General features: G+C 65.7%; 15 protein-coding genes. 10 read left to right on the forward strand and 5 right to left on the reverse strand.

Annotated elements, in window-relative coordinates; translation table 11 throughout:
- A partial coding sequence (locus E8F12_RS19405) for an OprD family porin (protein ID WP_280326830.1) occupies positions 1-1,185 on the forward strand: 1,185 nt, incomplete at its 5' end.
- 213 nt (positions 1,186-1,398) lie between these two features.
- Here the strand turns inward: E8F12_RS19405 and E8F12_RS19410 are convergent.
- Entirely contained in the window at positions 1,399-2,607 is a 1,209-nt protein-coding gene (locus E8F12_RS19410; RefSeq protein ID WP_280326831.1) for an ammonium transporter, read from the reverse strand.
- A 355-nt stretch (positions 2,608-2,962) separates the two neighbouring features.
- Between E8F12_RS19410 and E8F12_RS19415 the strand changes: the two genes are divergently transcribed.
- The 5 genes from E8F12_RS19415 to E8F12_RS19435 all read left to right on the forward strand — a co-directional run bounded on the left by E8F12_RS19415 (position 2,963) and on the right by E8F12_RS19435 (position 6,510).
- The gene (locus tag E8F12_RS19415) at positions 2,963-3,277 is read left to right on the forward strand and encodes a YqjD family protein (protein ID WP_280326832.1); all 315 of its coding nucleotides are present in this window, start codon (positions 2,963-2,965) and stop codon (positions 3,275-3,277) included.
- A gap of 2 nt (positions 3,278-3,279) precedes the next feature.
- A complete protein-coding gene (locus tag E8F12_RS19420) occupies positions 3,280-3,663 on the forward strand; it encodes a phage holin family protein (RefSeq protein WP_280326833.1) in 384 nt (127 codons plus the stop codon).
- A complete protein-coding gene (locus E8F12_RS19425) occupies positions 3,660-3,977 on the forward strand; it encodes a hypothetical protein (RefSeq protein WP_280326834.1) in 318 nt (105 codons plus the stop codon). Before E8F12_RS19420 ends, E8F12_RS19425 begins: the two co-directional genes overlap by 4 nt.
- Before the next feature lie 111 nt (positions 3,978-4,088).
- Positions 4,089-5,420, forward strand: a complete 1,332-nt coding sequence (locus tag E8F12_RS19430) for a deoxyguanosinetriphosphate triphosphohydrolase (RefSeq protein ID WP_280326835.1) — start codon at positions 4,089-4,091, stop codon at positions 5,418-5,420.
- 25 nt (positions 5,421-5,445) lie between these two features.
- Positions 5,446-6,510 (forward strand): FUSC family protein, encoded by a 1,065-nt coding sequence (locus E8F12_RS19435; RefSeq protein ID WP_280326836.1) that lies wholly within the window; start codon positions 5,446-5,448, stop codon positions 6,508-6,510.
- 15 nt (positions 6,511-6,525) lie between these two features.
- Here the strand turns inward: E8F12_RS19435 and E8F12_RS19440 are convergent, their stop codons facing one another.
- Together E8F12_RS19440 and E8F12_RS19445 are read right to left on the reverse strand one after the other, a co-directional pair.
- Complete coding sequence (locus E8F12_RS19440) at positions 6,526-10,146, reverse strand: transporter substrate-binding domain-containing protein (RefSeq protein ID WP_280326837.1); 3,621 nt, start codon at positions 10,144-10,146, stop codon at positions 6,526-6,528.
- Between the two features lie 8 nt (positions 10,147-10,154).
- Positions 10,155-10,832 (reverse strand): response regulator transcription factor, encoded by a 678-nt coding sequence (locus E8F12_RS19445; protein ID WP_280326838.1) that lies wholly within the window; start codon positions 10,830-10,832, stop codon positions 10,155-10,157.
- A 328-nt stretch (positions 10,833-11,160) separates the two neighbouring features.
- Between E8F12_RS19445 and E8F12_RS19450 the strand changes: the two genes are divergently transcribed.
- The 3 genes from E8F12_RS19450 (at position 11,161) to E8F12_RS19460 (ending at position 15,820) form a co-directional block, all read left to right on the forward strand.
- A complete protein-coding gene (locus tag E8F12_RS19450; protein ID WP_280326839.1) occupies positions 11,161-12,360 on the forward strand; it encodes an EAL domain-containing response regulator in 1,200 nt (399 codons plus the stop codon).
- A gap of 3 nt (positions 12,361-12,363) precedes the next feature.
- Entirely contained in the window at positions 12,364-12,780 is a 417-nt protein-coding gene (locus tag E8F12_RS19455) for a response regulator (protein ID WP_280326840.1), read from the forward strand.
- An 88-nt stretch (positions 12,781-12,868) separates the two neighbouring features.
- Positions 12,869-15,820 (forward strand): HD domain-containing phosphohydrolase, encoded by a 2,952-nt coding sequence (locus E8F12_RS19460; RefSeq protein ID WP_280326841.1) that lies wholly within the window; start codon positions 12,869-12,871, stop codon positions 15,818-15,820.
- Positions 15,821-15,982: 162 nt separating this feature from the next.
- Here the strand turns inward: E8F12_RS19460 and E8F12_RS19465 are convergent, their stop codons facing one another.
- Complete coding sequence (locus tag E8F12_RS19465; protein ID WP_280326842.1) at positions 15,983-16,324, reverse strand: 50S ribosome-binding protein YggL; 342 nt, start codon at positions 16,322-16,324, stop codon at positions 15,983-15,985.
- Between the two features lie 224 nt (positions 16,325-16,548).
- On the opposite strand from E8F12_RS19465, the gene dacB reads away from it, so the two are divergent.
- Positions 16,549-18,006 carry a D-alanyl-D-alanine carboxypeptidase/D-alanyl-D-alanine-endopeptidase gene (dacB, locus tag E8F12_RS19470; protein WP_280326843.1) on the forward strand — a complete coding sequence of 486 codons (1,458 nt, stop codon included), beginning with the start codon at positions 16,549-16,551 and terminating at the stop codon, positions 18,004-18,006.
- A 51-nt stretch (positions 18,007-18,057) separates the two neighbouring features.
- On the opposite strand, the gene E8F12_RS19475 is transcribed toward dacB, so the two are convergent.
- Positions 18,058-20,835, reverse strand: coding sequence for a diguanylate cyclase (locus E8F12_RS19475; RefSeq protein ID WP_280326844.1), 2,778 nt, complete (start codon positions 20,833-20,835; stop codon positions 18,058-18,060).
- Positions 20,836-21,052 lie beyond the last annotated feature (217 nt).

Consider the following 21,052-nt stretch of genomic DNA (forward strand, 5'->3'; position numbering starts at 1 on the left):
TTCATCAAGGACAGCAAGGCCAGCCTGGAACTGCGCAATTTCTACTTCAACCGCGACTTCCGCCAGGACAATGCGCCCCAGGCCAAGGCCGAGGAGTGGGCCCAGGGCTTCCTCCTGCGCTATGAATCCGGCTTCACCGAAGGCACGGTCGGCGTCGGCGTCGATGCCCTCGGCCTGCTCGGCGTCAAGCTCGACTCCAGCCCCGACCGCAGCGGCACCGGCCTGCTGAAACGCGACCGCGAAACCGGCCGCGCCCAGGACGAATACGGCGAACTCGGCCTCACCGCCAAGCTGCGCGCCTCGAAGAGCGTGCTCAAGGTCGGCACCCTGTTGCCCAAGCTGCCGGTGGTCCAGTACAACGACTCGCGCCTGCTGCCGCAGACCTTCCAGGGCGGCCACCTGAACTCCCTGGAACTCGACGGCCTGACCTTCGACGCCGGCCAGCTCAAGCAGGTCAACCAGCGCGACTCCTCCGACTACGAGGACATGACCATCGCCAACGGCGGCGCCCGCGGTATCAGCTTCCGCCGCGGCACCACCAGCGATGCCTTCAACTTCGCCGGCGCCAGCTACAAGTGGAACGACAGCCTCAGCACCGGCTACCACTACGGCGAGCTGGACGACTTCTACAAGCAACACTATGTCAGCGCCGTGCACCTGCTGCCGCTGGGCGACAAGCAGTCGCTGAAGAGCGACCTGCGCTTCGCCCGCTCCACCGACGAGGGCACCAGCAACGTCGACAACAAGGCCTTCGGCGCCATGTTCACCTACGCCCTCGGCGGCCATGCCTTCGGCCTCGGCTACCAGAGCATGAGCGGCGACACCGGCTTCGCCTACATCAACGGCACCGACCCCTTCCTGGTCAACTACGTACAGATCGGCGACTTCGCCAACAAGGACGAGAAATCCTGGCAGGCCCGCTACGACTACAACTTCGCCAGCCTCGGCATTCCCGGCCTGACCTTCATGACCCGCTACCTGTCCGGCGACAACGTCGACCTCGGCGCCAACCGCGAAGACGGCAAGGAATGGGAACGCAACACCGACATCGCCTACGTGTTCCAGGACGGCCCGCTGAAGAACTTCGGCATCAAATGGCGCAATGCCACGGTGCGCTCCACCAATTTCGGCAGCGACATCGACGAGAACCGCCTGATCCTCAGCTACGTGGTGCCGCTCTGGTAGATCTCGGCGTGTAGGAGCCAGCTTGCTGGCGAATGGAGGCCCCGTTCGCGAGCAAGCTCGCTCCTACTGACGTCGCATGACGAAAAGCCCGCCAATCGGCGGGTTTTTATCTTTCCGTGGCGTGGACATCGCTTTTCATGTCCCCCAAGCGTGGTCCTGCCGAACTCCGCTGGTGGGCCGGTGAAGCGTGGCCCGCCCTACGAACGGCGCGGCTCAGTCCTGTGAGGTGGCGCCGATCTTGTGCACCGAGAGGTCCGCGCCGTAATACTCCTCTTCCTGACTCAGGCGAATCCCTACCGTGGCCTTGAGCAGGCCGTAGACCAGGAAGCCGCCCGCCAGCGCCACCAGCACACCAAGACCGGTGCCGATCAGCTGGCTGACCAGGCTGACGCCGCCCAGGCCACCGAGGGCTTCCTGGCCGAAGATCCCGCAGGCGATGCCGCCCCAGACACCGCACAGGCCGTGTAGCGGCCAGACACCGAGGACGTCGTCGATCTTCCACTTCACCTGGGTGGCGGTGAAGGCCCAGACGAACAGGCCACCCGCCACGGCGCCGGTGGCCAGGGCGCCGACCGGATGCATCAGGTCGGAGCCGGCGCACACCGCAACCAGCCCGGCGAGCGGACCGTTGTGAAGGAAGCCCGGGTCATTGCGCCCGATCAGCAGCGCGGCGATGGTGCCGCCGACCATGGCCATCAGCGAGTTGACCGCCACCAGGCCGCTGACACCTTGCAGGGTCTGGGCGCTCATGACGTTGAAGCCGAACCAGCCGACGATGAGGATCCAGGAACCCAGTGCCAGGAAGGGAATGTTCGAGGGAGCGAAAGCCACCAGGCGGCCCTCGCGGTAGCGGCCATTGCGATGGCCCAACAGCAGTACCGCACCGAAGGCCAGCCAGCCGCCAACGGCATGCACCACCACTGAGCCGGCGAAGTCATGGAAGCTGGCGCCGAAGTCATTCTTCAGCCACTCCTGGAAGCCGAAGTTGCCGTTCCAGATCAGGCCTTCGAAGAAGGGATAGATGAAGGCGACTATCAGCAGCGTGGCGCAGAGTTGCGGGCAGAACCTGGCGCGCTCGGCGATGCCACCGGAAATGATCGCCGGGATGGCCGCGGCGAAGGTCAGCAGGAAGAAGAACTTCACCAGGGCGTAACCATGATCGCCGGCCAGCACGCTGGCGGGCTCGAGAAAGGACACGCCGTAGGCGACCCAATAGCCGACGAAGAAGTAGGCCAGGGTCGAAACCGCGAAGTCAGAGAGAATCTTCGACAGGGCGTTGACCTGGTTCTTCTGGCGCACGGTGCCGACTTCGAGGAACGCGAAGCCGGCATGCATGGCCAGCACCATCACGGCGCCCATCAGGATGAACAGGGTGTTGGAACCGTGGATCAGGGTCTCCACGGCGCTATTGAGGTTTTCCATTGGCGAAGGGAACTCCGGCAGCGAGGAAAAAGCACCAAAGCAGTTCAAGGCGACCCAGGCGCGCACCATCCTGATGCCATGCCGCACCGCAAAGGACCGGATCAGGATCCCGATTTGGTGCGCGCAGGCAGGCGCAAGGATTTGTCTTGATTAAGCTTTTCTTTCGTTTTCATAAGGTTGTGCGCTTATTTCGCGACAGGCAGGCCCCTCCTGGACGCCCCGATCGAGAGCACAGCGCCACAACCGCGCACCAGCCCGATGCAAGCGCTATACCAGTACCCCCCAGAAAAATTCAGAGTGAACCTTGGAAGAAGGCGCGGACTCATAGGCATTGAGTCCTACAAGGAGAATCGCCATGCCCCGTAAGACCGCTACCCGCTCACAGGACGACCTGTTGGCCGACTTCCAGACCCTGGTCAGCGACACCGAGAAGCTCCTGCAAGACACCGCCAACCTGGCGGGAGACCAGGCTGATGAACTGCGCCTACAGATCAACGACAGCCTGAAACGGGCTCGCGACACCCTTCGCGATACCGAACAGAACCTGCGCGAACGCGGCCAGGCCGCCGTCCAGGCCACCGAAGGCTACGTGCAGGAGCATCCCTGGCAGAGCATCGGCATTTCCGCCGGCATCGGGTTTCTCCTCGGCTTGCTGGCCGCCCGGCGCTGACCATGAGTGACTCCTCCGACCGGCCGGCGGGGCGCGGCCCTTCGCCCAGGCGGTTGAGCGCCTCCCTGCTCGGCCTGCTGCATAGCCATGTGGAGCTGTTCGGCATCGAATTGCAGGAACAGAAGGCCAACAGCCTCTTCCTGCTGCTGTTCGGCGGCCTCACACTGATCTTCGCCATGCTGCTGGTAATCGGCCTCTCCGGCCTGCTGCTGATGCTGCTGTGGGACAGCTGGCGTTTCGAGGCCCTGGGCGGGCTCTGCCTCTTCTATCTGCTCGCCACCATTTACTGTGGCGTGCGTCTCCACGCAGCGGTGGATGACGATGAATCCCCCTTCGATGCCACGCTCGAAGAGCTGGCCCGCGACCGCGAGCGCCTGTTGCCATGACCATGCCGGAACTGCCACGCAAGGCCAGCCGCCGTGATATGCGCAAGGCACTGGTGCGCCTGCGCCTGGAGATGCAGCGCCAGGAACTGCGCCACGAATCCCTGCTGCTCACCCAGCCCCTGCGCCAGGCCCAGGAATTCACCCGCCAACTGGAAATCCCCCACGCACCGCTGTGGGGCATGGCCGCGGTCGCCGCCCTCGGATTCCTTGCCGCGCGCAAGGGCAGTCTGAGACGCGGGTTGCGTCTGGGCGGTGCGCTCTACCCCCTGCTGCAGGCGTTCCTCAGGCGTCCACCCGGCTCCGGCCAAGACTAGCCCCGGCTGCCAAGGCAGACATGGACGCCACGTGCCAGGCAATGGACTGAACCGCCGACGGACGCTTGGGTTAGAGTAAGGTCTTCAGCCACTGAACGGCGAGGACCGGCCTTGGACTGGCAGACCCTGCTCACCCGCGAACGTCTCGGCAAACCGGCGCACAGCACCGCAGAACTGGGCCGCAGCCCCTTCCACAAGGACCACGACCGCATCATCTTCTCCGGGGCCTTCCGCCGCCTCGGGCGCAAGACCCAGGTGCACCCGGTCTCCAGCAACGACCATATCCACACGCGCCTCACCCACTCGCTGGAAGTGAGCTGCGTGGGCCGTTCCCTGGGCATGCGCGTCGGCGAAACCCTGCGCGACGCCCTGCCGGACTGGTGCGAGCCCTCGGACCTGGGCGTCATCGTCCAGTCCGCCTGCCTGGCCCACGACATCGGCAACCCGCCGTTCGGCCACTCGGGCGAAGACGCCATCCGCCACTGGTTCCAGCAGGCCGCCGCACGGGGCTGGCTGGACGCCATGAGCGAGGCCGAGCGCGCCGACTTCCTCAGCTTCGAAGGCAACGCCCAGGGCTTGCGGGTGCTGACCCAGCTGGAATACCACCAGTTCGACGGCGGCATGCGTCTGACCTACGCCACTCTCGGTACCTACCTGAAGTACCCCTGGACCTCGCGCCATGCCGAAGCGCTGGGCTACAAGAAGCACAAGTTCGGTTGCTACCAGAGCGAGCTGCCCCTGCTCGAACAGATCGCCAGCAAGCTGGAGCTGCCTCGAATCGACGAACACCGCTGGGCGCGTCACCCGCTGGTGTACCTGATGGAGGCGGCGGACGACATCTGCTACGGCCTGATCGACCTGGAAGACGGCCTGGAAATGGAGCTGCTGGAGTATGCGGAGGTCGAAGCCTTGCTGCTCGGCCTGGTGGGTGATGACCTGCCGGAAACCTACCGCCAGCTAGGCCCCAGGGATTCGCGCCGGCGCAAGCTGGCGATCCTTCGCGGCAAGGCCATCGAACACCTGACCAACGCCGCCGCCCGCGCCTTCGTCGAACAGCAGGACACCCTGCTGGCCGGCAGCCTGCAAGGCGACCTGGTGGAGCACATGCATGGCCCGGCCAAGCGCTGCGTGCTCGAGGCCAAGGCCATCGCCCGCGAGAAGATCTTCCAGGACAAGCGAAAGACGCTCCACGAGATCGGCGCCTACACCACCCTGGAAATCCTCCTCAATGCCTTCTGTGGCGCCGCCCTGGAGCAGCACGGAGGACGCACCCCATCCTTCAAGCACAGGCGCATCCTCGACCTGCTCGGCAACAACGCCCCTGATCCCGGCTGGCCCCTGTACAAATCCTTCATCCGGATGATCGACTTCATCGCCGGCATGACCGACAGCTACGCTACCGAAATGGCCCGTGAGATGACCGGCCGCTCCAGCCCGACCTGAACCCAGGCTTCCAGGAGTAGCGCTGATGCGTACCTTGTTCCGACAGAGCCTGCGCTGGCACGCCGGACCACCCGCCTGGGGCGCGGCTCTGATGGCAGGCATGGGCTGCGGGCTGCCGCTGATGCTGGGCCTGTTCACCAGCCACAGCGGTTTTCTCTGGGCCGCCACCGGTGCCTTTCAGGCCGCCCTGGCCAACCCCTTCCACCGCCTAGGCATGCTGCGCATGACCCTGCTCACCGGGTTGGGTGCCATCAGCGCCGGTGTCGGCTTCTGGGCGGCCAGCCATCCGCTGGCGAGCCTGGCCAGCTTCGCCCTGATGGGCCTGCTGCTGGCCGGGCTGCAACGCTATGGTACCGAGTTGGGCAAGCTGGGCGTGGGGCTGGCCGCCTGCCTCTGCCTGGGCCAGGGCCAGGCGGGGCTCGGCAATCTGCATAACGGGATGGCGGTGGGAGCGCTGTTCGCCCTGGGTGGACTCTGGGTAATGTTGCTGGCCTTCGCCCTGCGCGCGTCCCAGGGTCTGCGGTTGTGGCCGCTGATGCCGCCCCTCGGCAACTTCGCACGAGTGATGCGGCGCCATGCCCGGCGCCTGCCCCAGCGGCTCTGGCTGATCCACGCTCTCGCCTGCTCCCTGGCCGGCGCCCTCGCGGGCCTGGCGGTCAACCTCTCCGGCCTGCCACGGGGCTACTGGCTGACGCTGACGGTGATGACCACCCTCCAGATGGACCTCAACGGCAGCCTGGTACGCGGCATCCAGCGCTGCCTGGGCAGCCTGATCGGCGCGCTGATCCTGATCGCCGTGGGCAGCTGGTTGCAGAGCCCCGCCCTGCTGGTGGCCTGCATGCTGCCGCTGATCGTCCTCAGCCGGGCCTACATCGCCCAGCACTACGGCCTGTTCGTGGTGCAGACCACTGTGTGCTTCGTGCTGCTGGCCGAGGGCCTGTCCCTCGACTGGCACCTGCCCGAGCTGCGCCTCTACAACACCTTGCTGGGCGCGGCGCTGGCACTGCTGGTGGCCTACCTCGCCCACCGCGCCCGGCAGCGCTGGGGCGCTCCAGCACCACGGATGGAAGCAGCACGCGAGGGAAAGTAGCGAGGAGCACGCGCCTCAGCTTTGCAGGCGCTGCGCCAGCGCTCCTTGCAGGGCATGCAGGCTGCGCCGCACCGCTTCGCCCAGTTCCCGCAGCCTGGTATCCGGGGCACCACGCTCATGGGCGTCGCCAAACTCGATGCAGTGTTCGAGCAGCGGCTGCGCGGCGATCAGCTGCACCGCCCCCTTGATCCTGTGCACCAGCCGCTCCAGGTCATCCCAGTTGCCTGCCTGCAGCAGGGCTTCCAGTGCCAGCATGTCGGTTCGGTTGGTCCGGCGCAGCTCAGTCAGCAGGCTGCGGGTCAGCTCGGGCGAACCGCCGGTGGCGCTGTCCAGCAGTCCCAGGTCAAGGCGCATCGGCTGGGGATTGCGGCCGATATCCTCTGGCTCGGCAGGCAACGTGGCCAGTTTCTGCAGGTAGCGCCGCAGTGCGTCCAGGCCAATCGGCTTGAACAGGCAATCGTCCATGCCCGCCTCGCGGCAGCGCGTACGTTCGTCCGCCTGGGCGTTGGCAGTCAGGCCGACGATCCGGCAGGGGGCGGCGACCGCCTCGCGCTCCAGTTCACGGATGTGCCGGGCGAATTCGTAGCCGCCCATCACCGGCATATTGCAGTCGGTGATGACCAGGTCGAAAGCCGCCTGCCGCCAGATATCCAGCGCCGCCTGGCCATTCTCGGCCTGCTCGGTCAGGTGCCCGAGGAACTCCAGCTGCTGCACCAGCAACAGGCGATTGGCCGGGTGATCGTCCACCACCAGCACGCGTAGGACCTGCCGGGGCGGCTCCGCAGGCGCGGGCAGCGCCGCCACCTGGGGCAAGGGCGCCAGACGGGGCAGGCACAGGATCACCGTGATCTGCGTGCCCACTCCGCGCTTGCTGTGCAACTCCAGGCGCCCGCCCATCATCTCCACCAGCCGGCGGCAGATGCTCAGGCCCAGGCCGGTACCGCCAGTCCCGGCATTCATGCTGCCGGCCAGTTGGGTGAAGGGCTGGAACAGTTGCTTCTGGTCTTCCGCCGTGATGCCGATACCGCTGTCTTCCACCACCGCAGTCAGCTGCATCAGCTCTTCGCCGACCCGGCTGACCAGCAGGCGGACGCGGACCTCGCCCTGCTCGGTAAACTTGATGGCATTGCTGACGAGGTTGGAAAGTATCTGCTTGAAACAGGATGGATCGACCATCACGTCGTCCTGGGTGTCCAGGTCCAGGCTCAGGGACAGCTTCAAGCCCTTCTGCCACGCCAGCCCTTCGAATACCCGCACCACCGACTCCACTAATGCCCCGGGCGTCGCCCTCCGAGGTTCGAGGACCATGCGCCCGGATTCGATCTTGGCGATATCGAGGATGTCGCCGATCAGCGCCAGCAGCGAATTGGCCGAGTCCTGGGCCACGGTGATCGCCTCACGGTCCAGCCCTTCGCGCTGGAGGGCCAGCTCGAGCATGCCGATGATGGCGTTCAGCGGGGTGCGAATCTCATGGCTCATGGTGGCGAGGAACCGGCTCTTCGCCACGCTGGCCAGCTCGGCCTGGTCCTTGGCCTGGCGCAGTTCGGCTACCAGGCGATTGCGCTCGGTGATATCGACCCAGCCGCAGATCAGGCCGAGGATGCGCTGCTGGGCGTTCCGGTAAGGAATGGCCCAGTAGGAGACTTCCTGAGTCCGTTCACCGAAATGCAACTGCTGGTCGCTGAACAGTGCCTCGCCTTCCTCGAGGGCGCGCAGGCCCAGGCGGTCCAGCTCTTCCAGGGCATCGGCCTGGAGGCCCGGCACTTCCGTCAGGTGCTTGCCTATCAGGGCCTCCCGAGGTACGCCGAAGGCCTCGACGAAGCTGCGATTGCAGATGAGGGTTCGCCCCTCCAGATCACGCACCGACAGCGGGAAGGGAATGCCGTCGGTCAATGAGCGCTTGAACTCCAGCTGGTCATTGAGCCAGCGCTCCTGCCGCTCGCGTCGATACACCTGGCGGCGCATGTAGAGGGCCCAGGCGGCGAACAGCAGCGACAGCAGGAGGAAGGCGAAGCCCACCTCGTAGAGCCGCGCCTCGTACTCGACCCAGGTGCGTTCGGCCACCTCGGCATTGGTGTACCAGCGGTTGACTATATTGCCCAGCTCGTCCGGCGAGATGGACAGCAGCGCCTTGTCGAGGATGCTCAACAACTCGGGTTCGCCCTGCACCACCGAAAAGGCATACCGCGCCGGATCACGCCCGATGGTATCGGCGATTCGCAACTTCCCGGGGTAGTAGCGGTTGATCCGGAAGCTCGCCGACGCCATAGCATGCACCGCGCCATCGGCCTTGCCTTCGGCAACGGTGGAAAGCGCCTGGATGCCGCTGCCGACTTCGAGCAGGCGCACCCGGGGAAAGTGCTGCTGGATATAGCCACTCATGGCATGGCCGTCCGGGATGGCGAGGACCTTGCCATCGAGCTGGTCCAGGCCTTCCAGCACCTGCTCCGAGCTGCGGACCACCAGCACGTTGCTGCTGCTGAAATAGGGCCGGGTGAAGCGGAGGAACTCATTGCGCTCCGGCGTCGAGACCAGGGGCGCCGCCATATCGGCCTGGCCATTGCGCAGCCTGTCGAGAATGCCCCGGAGGCTGACGCCGTCCTGGACCTCGAATTCCAAGCCGGTTTTCTGCCGGATCAGCTCCAGCAAGTCGGGCGTTATGCCACGGAAGCGCTTCTGCGCATTGAAAAAGGTCAGCGGCTCGAAGGAACCATCCACCACCAGCCTGACCGGGCCATGCTGCTTCAGCCAGAGCCGCTCGCGCTCGGTCAGCTGCATCCGCGCTTCCTCGAGGAACATCCCCGACCCGCCGCCCCAGCGACGCAAAATCTCGGCCCGTTCGAATTCGGGTATGGCAGCGATGGCACGGTCAAGGATGCGCCGCAGCCGCCGGCTCTTCGCCGACAGTGAAAAGCTGACGCCCACTCCATCGAAACCGGCGAAGTTGGTCATTCGCAGATTGATCAGGTAACCCTGGCTGATCAGGTAGTTGGCGGTGATGGCATCGCCGATGAACACATCGTTCTGGCCGAAGGCGACCGACTGCAGCGCACCGCGCACCGAGCTGTGCTGGTTGGGACGGGCGTCGGGGGAGAGACGGCCGATCAGGTCCAGGCCCGGACCTTCCTCGGAAAAGGCCAGGCGCAGGCCCCCGAGGTCGCCACCGACGGCGCGCCGGTCGTCGATGCGCATCACCATCACCGGCTGGTGTTGCACGTAGGGTCTGGTCTGGATCAGGCCCGGACTGGCGGCATCGATCTCCAGGCTGCTGCCCAGCAGGTCGATCTCTCCGGCGCGCAGGGCATCGCGAGCGGTGTGCCGGTCGGGGTAGCGCAGGACCTGGGTTTCCAACTGCAGTGCCTGTGCGATCAGCCGCAGGTAGTCGGCCGTCACGCCTTCATAGTCCTGGCCACTGGCGGTGATGTCGAAGGGCGGGAAATCAGGTTCGCTGGTGCCGATCCGCAATACGCCCTTGTGCTGCAGCCAGAGCCTGTCCTGCTCGTCCAGCGGTACCCGCAGGTCGCGCAGGTCGGACCGCCCCAGCAACTGCAGCGGAATGGCTTCGATTGCGAAGCTGGGCAGGGAAAACAGCAGGGCCCCGAGCAGGGAGCTGGCCAGCAGGGCGGGCAGGCGCATGGCAAGGTTCACAGCAGGGCATTGCGATTAGCGAACTCCACCAGCTCGATCAGGGAGCGGGCATTGAGCTTGAGCATCAGTCGGGTCTTGTAGGTGCTGACGGTCTTGTTGCTGATGAACATCTCTTCGGCGATGTCCTTGTTGCTGTAACCGTTGGCGAGAAACTTGAGCACCACCAGCTCGCGGTCGGAGAGGCGGTCGATCAGCTCGAGTTCGTCGGACAGCCCCACCTGGCGCTTGCCGGACCTGATCACTTCGCTGGGGAAGTAGCTGTAGCCCGAAAGCACGGCCCGCACCGCCGCGGTGAGTTCGGCGAGGTCGCCTTCCTTGCAGACGAAACCCGCTGCGCCGCCTTGCATGCAACGTGTGGCGTAGTGGCTGGGGTTCTGCCCGGTCAGCACCAGCACCCGCATCGGCATGTCCAGCGCATGCAGGCGGGCGATGACGTCGAGGCCGCCGAGCTTGGGGATGCCGATATCGAGAATCACCAGGTCCGGCAAGTGTTCCCGCGCCAGCGCGATGGCGTCGACGCCGTTGTCCGTTTCCGCGACGATTTCGTAGCCTTCGCGAGTCAGCAGCAGGCGTACGGCGAGACGTATCACCGGGTGGTCGTCGACGATCAGGACCTTGTTGGCGGACTCGTTCCCCGGCTCGAGGAAATCATCCAGATTGACCAGCTTGCTCACGGCACCTCTCCCTTGGCGCGATTCAGTGGCTGCCAAGATAGAGAAGCGCGTTGCACTGTCGACCCCCGAGAGGTGCCGGAGGGCCACTTCAGGAATACGCCTACCCCAGCTTAGGCACACACCTACAACCAACGGCTGATCTCGACGGAAACGACCTCCCGATTCCGGGGTAACGCGTTCCAAATCCCTGCCGTCCAGGCCTGTCTGGTAGAGACGTCGACGCACCGAAAAACGGAAATTTCCTACTTGGTCTCAGGAACTCGCCTGCTGGTCCATTACGGAAGCAGCCGGAAAATAGGCAGTCTTTCGCCGCTCCGAGGCTCACCCGATGGAAACGCTCAGCATCCTGGTGCTGGAAGACCACCCCTTTCAAGCCCAGGTAGTGGCCCAGCAACTACGCACCCTGGGCTGCCGGAACCTGTTCTGCGCCGCCGATGGCGAAGCCGCCCTGGTCAGGCTGTCCAGCCATGGTCCGGTGGATATAGCGCTGTGCGACATCAACCTGCCGGGCATGGATGGCCTGACCTTCCTGCGCAAGGCCGCCGAGTGCGGCGCCATCCGCTCCGTGGCACTGTTCAGCGGCCTGGCCCCAGACCTGCGCCTGGCCGCGCTGCAACTGGCCCGCCTGCTCGGCCTGCAGGTGCTGGGCGACCTGGGCAAGGTGCTGAGCCCGGACAGCCTGCGCAACGTACTCCTGCGCTACCGGCGCGGAGCGCCGGCAGCGGGCGCCCAATCCGACGATGCGCAGCCCACGGCACAAGAGGCCCGTCTGGCCTTGATCCAGGGACAATTGGTGCCCTACTACCAACCCAAGGTCGACCTGCGCAGCCTCCAGCCGGCAGGCGCCGAAGTACTGGTGCGCTGGCAGCATCCGCGCCTGGGCCTGCTCGGCCCGGCCGGGCTTCTCCCACTGCTCGAGGAGTTGGGGCTGGTCCGCGACCTGACCGAATACCTGCTGAAGGCCGCCATGGCCTTTCTCCAGTGGCAACAGCCCGAGTCCCGCCTGCCGCTGGCGATCAACTGCCCACCCTATCTGCTGGAGGAGCCGGACCTGCCCGGGCGGCTGCAGGAGCTGCTGGACTACTACCGGCTTCCCTCCTCCCTGATCAACGTCGAGATCACCGAGAACGGCCTGCCCGGAATAGCTGCCAACAGCCTGGAGAACCTGCTGCGCCTGCGCCTGATGGGCTGCGGCATCGCCATCGACGACTTCGGCACCGGAACCTCCTCGCTGCAAAGGCTCTGCCAGCTGCCCTGCAACGAGCTCAAGCTGGATGCTTCCTTCATTCATGGTATGGAACAGAATCCGCGAGTCTTGGCGGCGGTAACCAGCAGTCTGGCGCTCGCCGCCTCCCTCGGCATGAATGCGGTGGCCGAAGGCATTGAATCCACCCGGCAGCTCGAGCAGCTGCGCGAACTCGGCTGTGCCCAGGGCCAGGGCTACCTGTTCGGCCACCCCATGCCGGGCCGGGAGTTCGCCAACTGGTTGCGGCGCTGGCCGGGTTCGACACTCCCGAAAGAGGCCTAGGCCATGCACGCGGCTCCGTCCAAGGGCGACCGGAAGCTCCAGGTGCTGGTGATCGAGGACCATCCCTTGCAACTGCGGGCGGTAGAAATGCTGCTCGACCAGCCGGGGTACTTCCAGGTCACCCTGGCGATGAACGCCGCTGAAGCCTTTCGCGCCTGCGAGCAGGGAAAGCCTCCCTTCGACCTGGCCATCTGCGACCAGAATCTCCCCGACCTGCAAGGCCTGGTCCTGCTGGAGCGGCTCCACCGCGACGGCCGTATTCGCTATGGAATCCTGCTCAGCAGCCTTGCCGAGGAGGAGCTTGCCGACCTGCAGGAGCGGGGCCGCGAGCGCCGTTTGCCGCTGCTGGCCTGCCTCGCCAAACCCCTGGACCTGGAGCGTTTCAAGGCCAGTATCGTTCCGCTGCTGGACGGTCCCTGATCCCGCAGGGCAATTGGCACGACGAGCGCCACAAGGCTCATCTATGCTCCTTTAGCCCCTCAGGGATAGGGGCTAAGGAGCTCCCGCAATGCCGCAAAAGTTCGCTGGGCGTCGCTTTCCCCTGCATGTCCATATCAGCGTGCTCTTCACCCTGCTTCTACTTCTCACCGGCGTGGTCCTGGGGCTCTTCAACTATCGCCAGACCAGCCGGATCATCCTCTCCAGCAGCGACGAGCTCTTCGGCCGCATCAGCCAGGAAGTGGAAACCGACCTGCAGCACACCTACCAGCCCATCCATCAGCTGTTGAACCTGCTGGCCCTGGACGGCATGGACCAGAAGCAGGACGGCTTCGACCGCCTCGACGGCCTGCTCAAACCACTCACCCAGGCCCTGCGCGACAATCCCAAGCTGGCCGCCCTCTACCTGGGCTACGACGACGGCGACTTTTTCATGGTCCGCCCCTTGCGCAGCGAGGTGCTGAAGAAAGCCTTCGATGCCCCACCGAACGCCGTATTCCAGGTCTGGAGCATCGAGCGCGACAACCTGAGCCGCGCCCGCTCGCTGACCTTCTTCTTCGACGACAAGCTCAACGAGATCGTCCGCCGCCAGGAACTCAAGGAACGTTACGACCCCCGAGTCCGGCCCTGGTACTACCGGGCCCTGGAGCAGGACGGGGCGATCACCACTGCGCCCTATGTGTTCTTCTCCAGCGGCGCCGTCGGCACGACCCTGGCGCGCCCAAGCGGCAGCGATGCCGTGATAGGCGCCGACCTGACCCTGGACGACCTTTCGGCCACCCTCGCCGGTCACCGGGTCACGCCCTCCACCGAGGTCGTGCTCTACCAGCCGGATGGCCGTGCGGTGGCCTACCCCGACACCAGCAAGCTGGTACGTCGGATCGATGGTGCTCCGGAACTTGGCGAAGTGAAGGACTTCAGCCCTGCCCTGGCCGCTTTCGTTGCCCTGGATGGCCAGAGAGACCTGCGCTCGAGTCTCGACCTCGCCGAGCGACGCTGGGTGGTGTCGCGCGCGCATCTGCAGGAAGGCGGGCCCAATGGCCTGCAACTGGCCATACTGGTGCCCGAGGACGAGCTGCTGGACGATGCCTACAGGATTCGCTGGCAGGGTGCCATGCTGACGCTGGCCATCCTGCTGCTCTGCGTCCCCCTCGGCTACCTGCTCTCGCGCCTGGTGGTCAAGCCGCTCAAGGCCCTGGTCATCCAGGCCGAGGCCATCCGAAGCTTCAACTTCCACCATCCGGCCATGGGCCGCTCGCCGGTGCTGGAAGTGGACCAATTGGCGGTGGCCATGGCGGGAATGAAGGAGACGATTTCCAGCTTCCTCGAGATCGCCGCCAGCCTCTCGGCGGAAACCCGCTTCGACAATCTGCTGCGCCGCGTACTCGATGAAACCATCGACATCAGCGAAGCCTCCGGCGGCCTCCTCTACCTGATCGACAGCCAGAAAGGGCGCCTGGAACCCCACGGCCTGTTCCTCAATGACCGCGAGCAGGACCTCGCCGCCCATGGCATTCGCGGTTACAGCCTGGAAAGCCCGGCCATGCCGCGCTGGCTGGAGCTGCCGGCCCATGGTGGTCCCAGCCAGGTGCAGTCCTTCGGTTTCGACCAGGCCGGCGCCTACCGGGACCTGCTGCAGACCCTGGAAAGCCCGCGGGCCCATCTGGTCAGCACCGGGCTGCACAATCGCCAGGGAGTCACCATCGGCGTGCTGGTCCTGCTGCACCGCGATACCGGCCTGGAAGCGCGGCCCGCCATCCTCAAGCCGGAACGCATCGCCTTCATCGAAGCCATCTCCGGCGTGGCCGCGCTCTGCATCGAGAGCCAGCGGTTGCTGGTGAACCAGAAGCAATTACTGGATGCCTTCATCCAGCTGATGGCCGGCGCCATCGACGCCAAGAGCCCCTATACCGGCGGCCACTGCCAGCGGGTACCGGAGATCACCCTGATGCTGGCGCGGGCCGCGGCCGCCAGCAACGAGCCGGCGTTCCGCGGCTTCAATCCCAGTGACGAGGAGTGGGAGGCCCTGCATATCGCGGCCTGGCTCCATGATTGCGGCAAAGTCACCACCCCGGAATATGTGGTCGACAAGGCCACCAAGCTGGAAACCCTGAACGACCGCATCCATGAGATCCGTACCCGTTTCGAGGTGCTCAAGCGCGACGCCTGGATAGGCTACTGGCAGGCCCTGGCCGGAGGCGCCGATGAGAGCCTGCAGGCCCGGCTACGCGACGAGGAGCTGGCGGCACTGGACGATGACTTCGCCTTTGTCGCTCGCTGCAACTTGGGCAGCGAGGCCATGGCCGAGGCCGACCAGGAACGCCTGAAGTGCATCGCCGAGCGCCGCTGGACCCGTACCCTGGACAACCGCCTGGGCGTGTCCTGGGAGGAAGCCCAGCGCCTGGCTCGGACGCCGCCACAGCCGCTGCCGGTGGAGGAAAAGCTGCTGGCCGATCGCCCCGAGCACATCTTCGAACGCCCCGCCAGCGACCTGATATCGCCGGACAACCCCTGGGGGTTCAAGCTCCAGGTGCCCGAATACAAGTTCAACCGCGGCGAGCTGTACAACCTCTCCGTCGGTCGCGGCACCCTGACGGACGAGGAGCGCTACATCATCAACCACCACATCGTGCAGACCATCCTGATGCTCAATCACCTGCCCTTCCCGCGGCACCTGGCGAACGTGGCGGAGATCGCCGGCGGGCACCATGAGAAAATGGACGGCACCGGCTACCCGAAGCGGCTCAAGCGCGAGGATATGAGCCTGCCGGCGCGCATGATGGCCATCGCTGACATCTTCGAAGCGCTGACCGCGGTGGACCGTCCCTACAAGAAGGGCAAGACCCTCTCCGAAGCCCTAGGCATCATGACCGGCATGTGCCGCGGCGCCCACATAGACCCGGACCTGTTCGGTCTCTTCATCCGCTCCGGGGTCTATCTGGACTACGCGCGACGATTCCTGAAGCCGGAACAGATGGATGAGGTGGACGAGGCGGCGGTCCTGGCCAAGGCGGGGTTGTAGGAGCGATTTCAATCGCGAAGCAGGTCGAAGACCTGCCGGGCATGCCCGGCATCGCGGCACGGACCTTTCGCGAACGAATTCGCTCACCATGCACTCGTCCCGACAAAACGTCCGGGCAGAAAAAAGGACGCCCATGGGCGCCCTTCTTCATTCCAGACCCTGTCACGCGTTGACGGGGTTCTCCGGGTACCACACATCGAGCAGCGGGCTGACGGTGGAACCGGCCAGTTCGGCGTGGCCCTTCTGCAGCCAGGCTTCGACCTGGGCACGCTGTTCCGCGCTTACCGAGCCACGCTTGCCGAGGCAGACGAAGCCGTAATCCGCGGCACCGATGAAGCCCAGATCGTTGTTCTCGATCGCTTCCGCGATGAAACGCTCGAAGAACTCCGAAATCGCTTCCAGGTCCAGGCCCTCCTTGTAGCTGAAGGTGAGCTCGAAGCCCAGTTCCTGGAATTCATCGACGCAAAGCTTCTTGCGCAGGCGGCGGGAGCGGTTGGTAGCCATCAGGCGGTTCCTCGGGAGAAATGACGGGCGGCACTCTAGCAGCTTCCGCCGCAACTTGCCCGCCCGGAGCCACTCCACGCCGGGGTTGCCGGACGAAATGAGCCGCGAACACGCGCAGTCGGCCCGGGGTTACGGCATAATGCGCCGATTTCCCGAACCCTCATGGGAACATCTGTCATGTCATCTGCCTACTTCACCCGCCCTCGCCAGGAGGGCAAGCGTTGATGTTCAAGTCCATCCGTACCCTCGCGCTCACCGCCCTGATCCTGCCCTGCGCCCTGCCCCTGGAAGCCGCCCAGGTCAACACCAGCCTGCCGCCCAAGGTGCAGAAGGCCCTGACCGCCAACAAGATCGCCCCCACTTCGCTGTCCCTGGTGACCCTCCCGCTCACCGGCCCCGGCGTCCAGACCCTGGTCAACGCCGATGTCTCGGTGAACCCGGCGTCGACCATGAAGCTGATCACCACCTACGCTGCCCTGGAGCTGCTCGGCCCCACCTACCAGTGGAAGACCGAGTTCTTCACCGACGGCACCCTGAAGAACGGTGTGCTCAACGGCAACCTGTACCTCAAGGGTGGCGGTGATCCGAAGCTGAACATGGAAAAGCTTTGGCTGATGATGCGTGACCTGCGCGCCAACGGCGTGCTCAAGGTCACCGGCGACCTGGTGCTGGACCGTAGCTACTTCGTGCACCCGCAGCTGCCTTCCTTCAACGACGACGGCGGCGACGACAACAAGCCTTTCCTGGTCGGCCCCGACTCGCTGCTGGTCAACCTCAAGGCGGTGCGCCTGATCGCCCGTGCCGAAGGCGGCCAGGTCAACCTGGCCATGGAACCGCCCCTCGAGAACATTCGCATCGACAACCGGGTGAAGGTGACCAAGGCTGCCAAATGCCCGTCCTGGCCCGACGTGCGCTACAACCCGGTGACCCAGTTCGACGGCACCACCCTGATCGCCAGCGGCAAGCTGCCGGAAGGCTGCAGCGCCCAGACCTACATGTCCCTGCTCGACCACCCGGGCTACGCCGCTGGCGCCGTCCGCGCCTTCTGGAAGGAGCTTGGCGGCAGCATCGCCGGCAAGGACCGCCTCGGCGAGTTACCGAAGAATGCCAAGCTGCTGGCGCGGTCTTTCTCCCCGGACCTGGTGGAGATCATCCGCGACATCAACAAGTACAGTAACAACACCATGGCCCAGCAGCTGTTCCTCAGCATCGGCGCGCGTTACCGCACCCAGGCCGATGGCGACGACGCCAAGGCCGCCCAGCGGGTGATCCGCGACTGGCTGGCGAAGAAGGGCATCACCGCGCCGCACCTGGTGATGGAGAACGGCTCCGGGCTGTCGCGCCAGGAGCGGGTCAGCGCCCGGGAAATGGCCACCATACTCCAGGCCGCTTGGCAGAGCCCCTACGCGGCCGAGTTCGTCGCCTCGCTGCCGCTGGTGGCAATGGACGGCACCATGCGCAAACGCTTGCGCCGCACCGCCCTGGAAGGCGAAGCCCATATCAAGACCGGTACGCTGAACACCGTCCGCGCCATCGCCGGCTTCAGCCGCGACAGCAACGGCAACACCTGGGCCGTGGTCGCCATTCTCAACGATTCGCGTCCCTGGGGTGCCTCGGCCATCCTCGACCAGGTGCTGGTGGATCTCTACCGTCAGCCGAAGAGCGTCGCCGGCGCCAACTGACCCCATGGCGGCCTCCTCGCACGGGAGGCCGCCATGCGTATTGCCGCCCCATCAGTCGGCAATGCGAATCTGGTTGCGCCCCGCCTGCTTGGCCGCATAGACCGCCGTATCCACCCGCCGCAACAATTCGTCCGCACTCTCTCCTTCACGCCAGCTGGCGCAGCCGAAACTCGCCGTGACCTGGCCGACTCCCGCGACGCCCTCCCGCCCGAGTGCCTGGCACAGCGCCTGGGCCAGTGCCGCCGCCTGCTCGGCATTGGTGTCCGGGCAGAGCACCACAAACTCCTCGCCACCCAGCCGACACAGCACGTCGATGCGCCGCAAGCGCTCGCCGACCCGGGCGCAAATGGCCTTTAGCACCCGGTCGCCGGCCTCGTGGCCGTGGCGGTCGTTGATCTGCTTGAAGTGATCGACGTCCAGCATCACCAGCGCCAGCGGCCCTTCGTGGCGCTCGGCGCGGGCGATCTCGAGGTCCAGGTGCTCCTGGAAATAACGCCTGTTGTAGACGCCGGTGAGGGAGTCGGTCACCGACAGGGCGCGCAACTCCTGCTCCACCAGTTTCAACCCGGTGATATCGGCGATGTAGCCGTGCCAGAGGATGGCGCCGTCGTCGCCTCGCTCGGGCACCGATTCGCCGCGCAGCCAACGCAGGCCCTGGCGCGGCAACAGCACGCGGAAATCCTCGCGCCAGGGGGCGAGCAGTTCCGCCGAACGGCGGATCGAACTCTGCACCCGGTCCATGTCGTCCGGATGGATGCGCTCCATCAGGTTGCTGGCGTCATCCCGAACCGCCTCGGGCACCGACTCGAAGACTTCGATGATCCCGGCGCTGGTATAGGGAAAGCTGAAGGTCCCGTCCGGCTCCATGCGGAACTGGTAGAGCACGCCCGGCACCCGCGCGCTGAGTTTTTCCAGCAGCCGGTCGCGCGCCTCGAGCGCCTGTTGCACGCGCTGGCGCTCGGTGACGTCGATGGCCACGCCCAGGTAGCCCACCAGGACATCCCGCTCATCGCGCACCCCGGTGAGGATCAGGCTACCGGTCAACTGGCTGCCGTCGCGGCGCTGGAAGGTCCACTCACGCTCGTCGAAGCGGTCGCCGGCCGTGACCTCTTCCACATAGGCCTGGTAGTCCGGGATCACCTTGCCCAGGCGCCGCCCAAGCTCGCGGCAGCGCACCTCAACCTCGCTTTCCAGGTGCAGCACCACGGGGTGGCGGCCGATCATCTCCAGGGCGCGGTAGCCGAACATGCGCTCGGCGCCAACATTGAACAGGAGGATGGCGCCACGCAGGTCGGTGCTGACGATGGCCACCTGAGTGGCGGCATTGAGCAGACTGCGCAGCTGGCCGTGAGCCATGGCCAGTTGCAGTTCCACCGCCTTGCTGGAGCTGACGTCGGTCTGGGTGCCGATCATCCGCCTGGGCGAGCCATCGGCGCCCCGCTCCACCACCCGGCCGCGATCCAGAACCCAGATCCAGCGTCCGTCCTTGTGCAGCATACGGTGCTGGCTCTGGTAGACGGTCGTGACGCCGCGCAGGTGGCGCTCCAGCTCGGCACGGGCCAACGCCCGGTCCTGCGGATGTATCAGGCGCATGCAGGCCTTCTGGCTGTCCTCCACCTCGTCGACCGCGTAGCCGAGCATGCTTTTCCAGCCGCAGGAGAGGAACATGCGCTCGGTTTCCGGCTCCCAGTCCCAGACACCGTGCCCGGCCCCATCCAGGGCGAAGCTCCAGCGTTCCTCACTGAGCTGCAGCTCGAGCTCCCGCTCGCGCAGCTCCAGCGTACGCTCGGCCACCAGGGCAAGGGCGCTTTGCCGCTGGTTGATCAGCAATAGCAGGTAGCCGGCCAGCAACAAGGTGAATGCCAGCCCGCTGATGGCCACGAGGCTGGCGGTCGACAGCGGCGGCCCGGCAAGGAAGGCCTCGCTCGGGACGACTTCCAGCAGGTACTGGCGATCGGCGAAGGGCACTACCCGGCGTTGCCGCAGTTCGCTCTCGGGCGCCTGGCCGCTCTGGTAGATCAGTTGCTCGATGCCATCGCCGCTGACATCTCTGACCCGCATTACCAGGCTTTCCAGATTGTGCGGGGCGATGGCGGCTTCCATCTCCAGGTTCAGGCTGAGCACCGCCACCACGAAACCGCGCAATCCGGCGTCGCTCGCCATGCCGCCCTCGAAGATCGGCGCCAGGATCGCCACGCCACTGGCTTCGCGCTCCGCCGCGCCGATCACCCGCAAGCGCTCGGTCACGGTCACGCCTCGGGTTTCCCGCGCCTTGGCGATGGCCGCACGCCGGGCCGGCTGGGAGTTCAGGTCCATCCCCAGCGGCACTTCGTCGATTCGCGAGGAAACGCTGTAGTAGACGGGAAAGTACTCGTCCCTCGGCGGGCTGGGGATCAGGCTGTCGTCACTGAGGTCGCGGATGGCGAAGCCGACCATGCCCTCGCCACGGGCGCGGGCCTCGAATGCCCCGCGCTCGTCAGCGACGACTCGCGGCACCCAGGAATAGGCCAGGGTGTCCCCCAGAAGCGGGCCGACGAAGCCATGGAACTCGCCAAGAGTCACCTCATTGGAATTGCCGAAAAAGCGCCGGACCGCGTCCAGTTCCTTGAGTTGGCCGTCCAGCCGCTCCTGGATGCGACTGATGCGCTCGCTGGCGGCGAGATTGAAGCGCTCCCGCAGCTGCGCATCCTCAGCGCTGCGCACCACCTCGCTCAGCAGGAGGGTGAGTGCCACGCCGCCGAAGATGGTCAACAGGCAGGCCAGCCACACTAGGGGGCGGCCGGACAGGAACGTCGACAGGTTCAGTTTTTCCTTCGCAAGCGACCACATGCTCACTTCTCGGATCTGGGTGTGGAAATACCGTCCCTGTGAGCATCAACATAGCGAGATGGTGGCACTATGCCTAGGAGCAGTTGCGGCCAGCCGACCGCCCACGGCAAACGCCGGACAGCCGGAGCCACCGGCACGCTTCAGCTTGGTGGTCGCGAGGGGAGCTCTAGTGCCCTGGCGGGCCGGAAAAGCGTGGCCCACCTACGGAGGGGCTGCG

This window comes from Pseudomonas sp. BN102, from assembly GCF_029871245.1.
Lineage (GTDB): Bacteria > Pseudomonadota > Gammaproteobacteria > Pseudomonadales > Pseudomonadaceae > Metapseudomonas.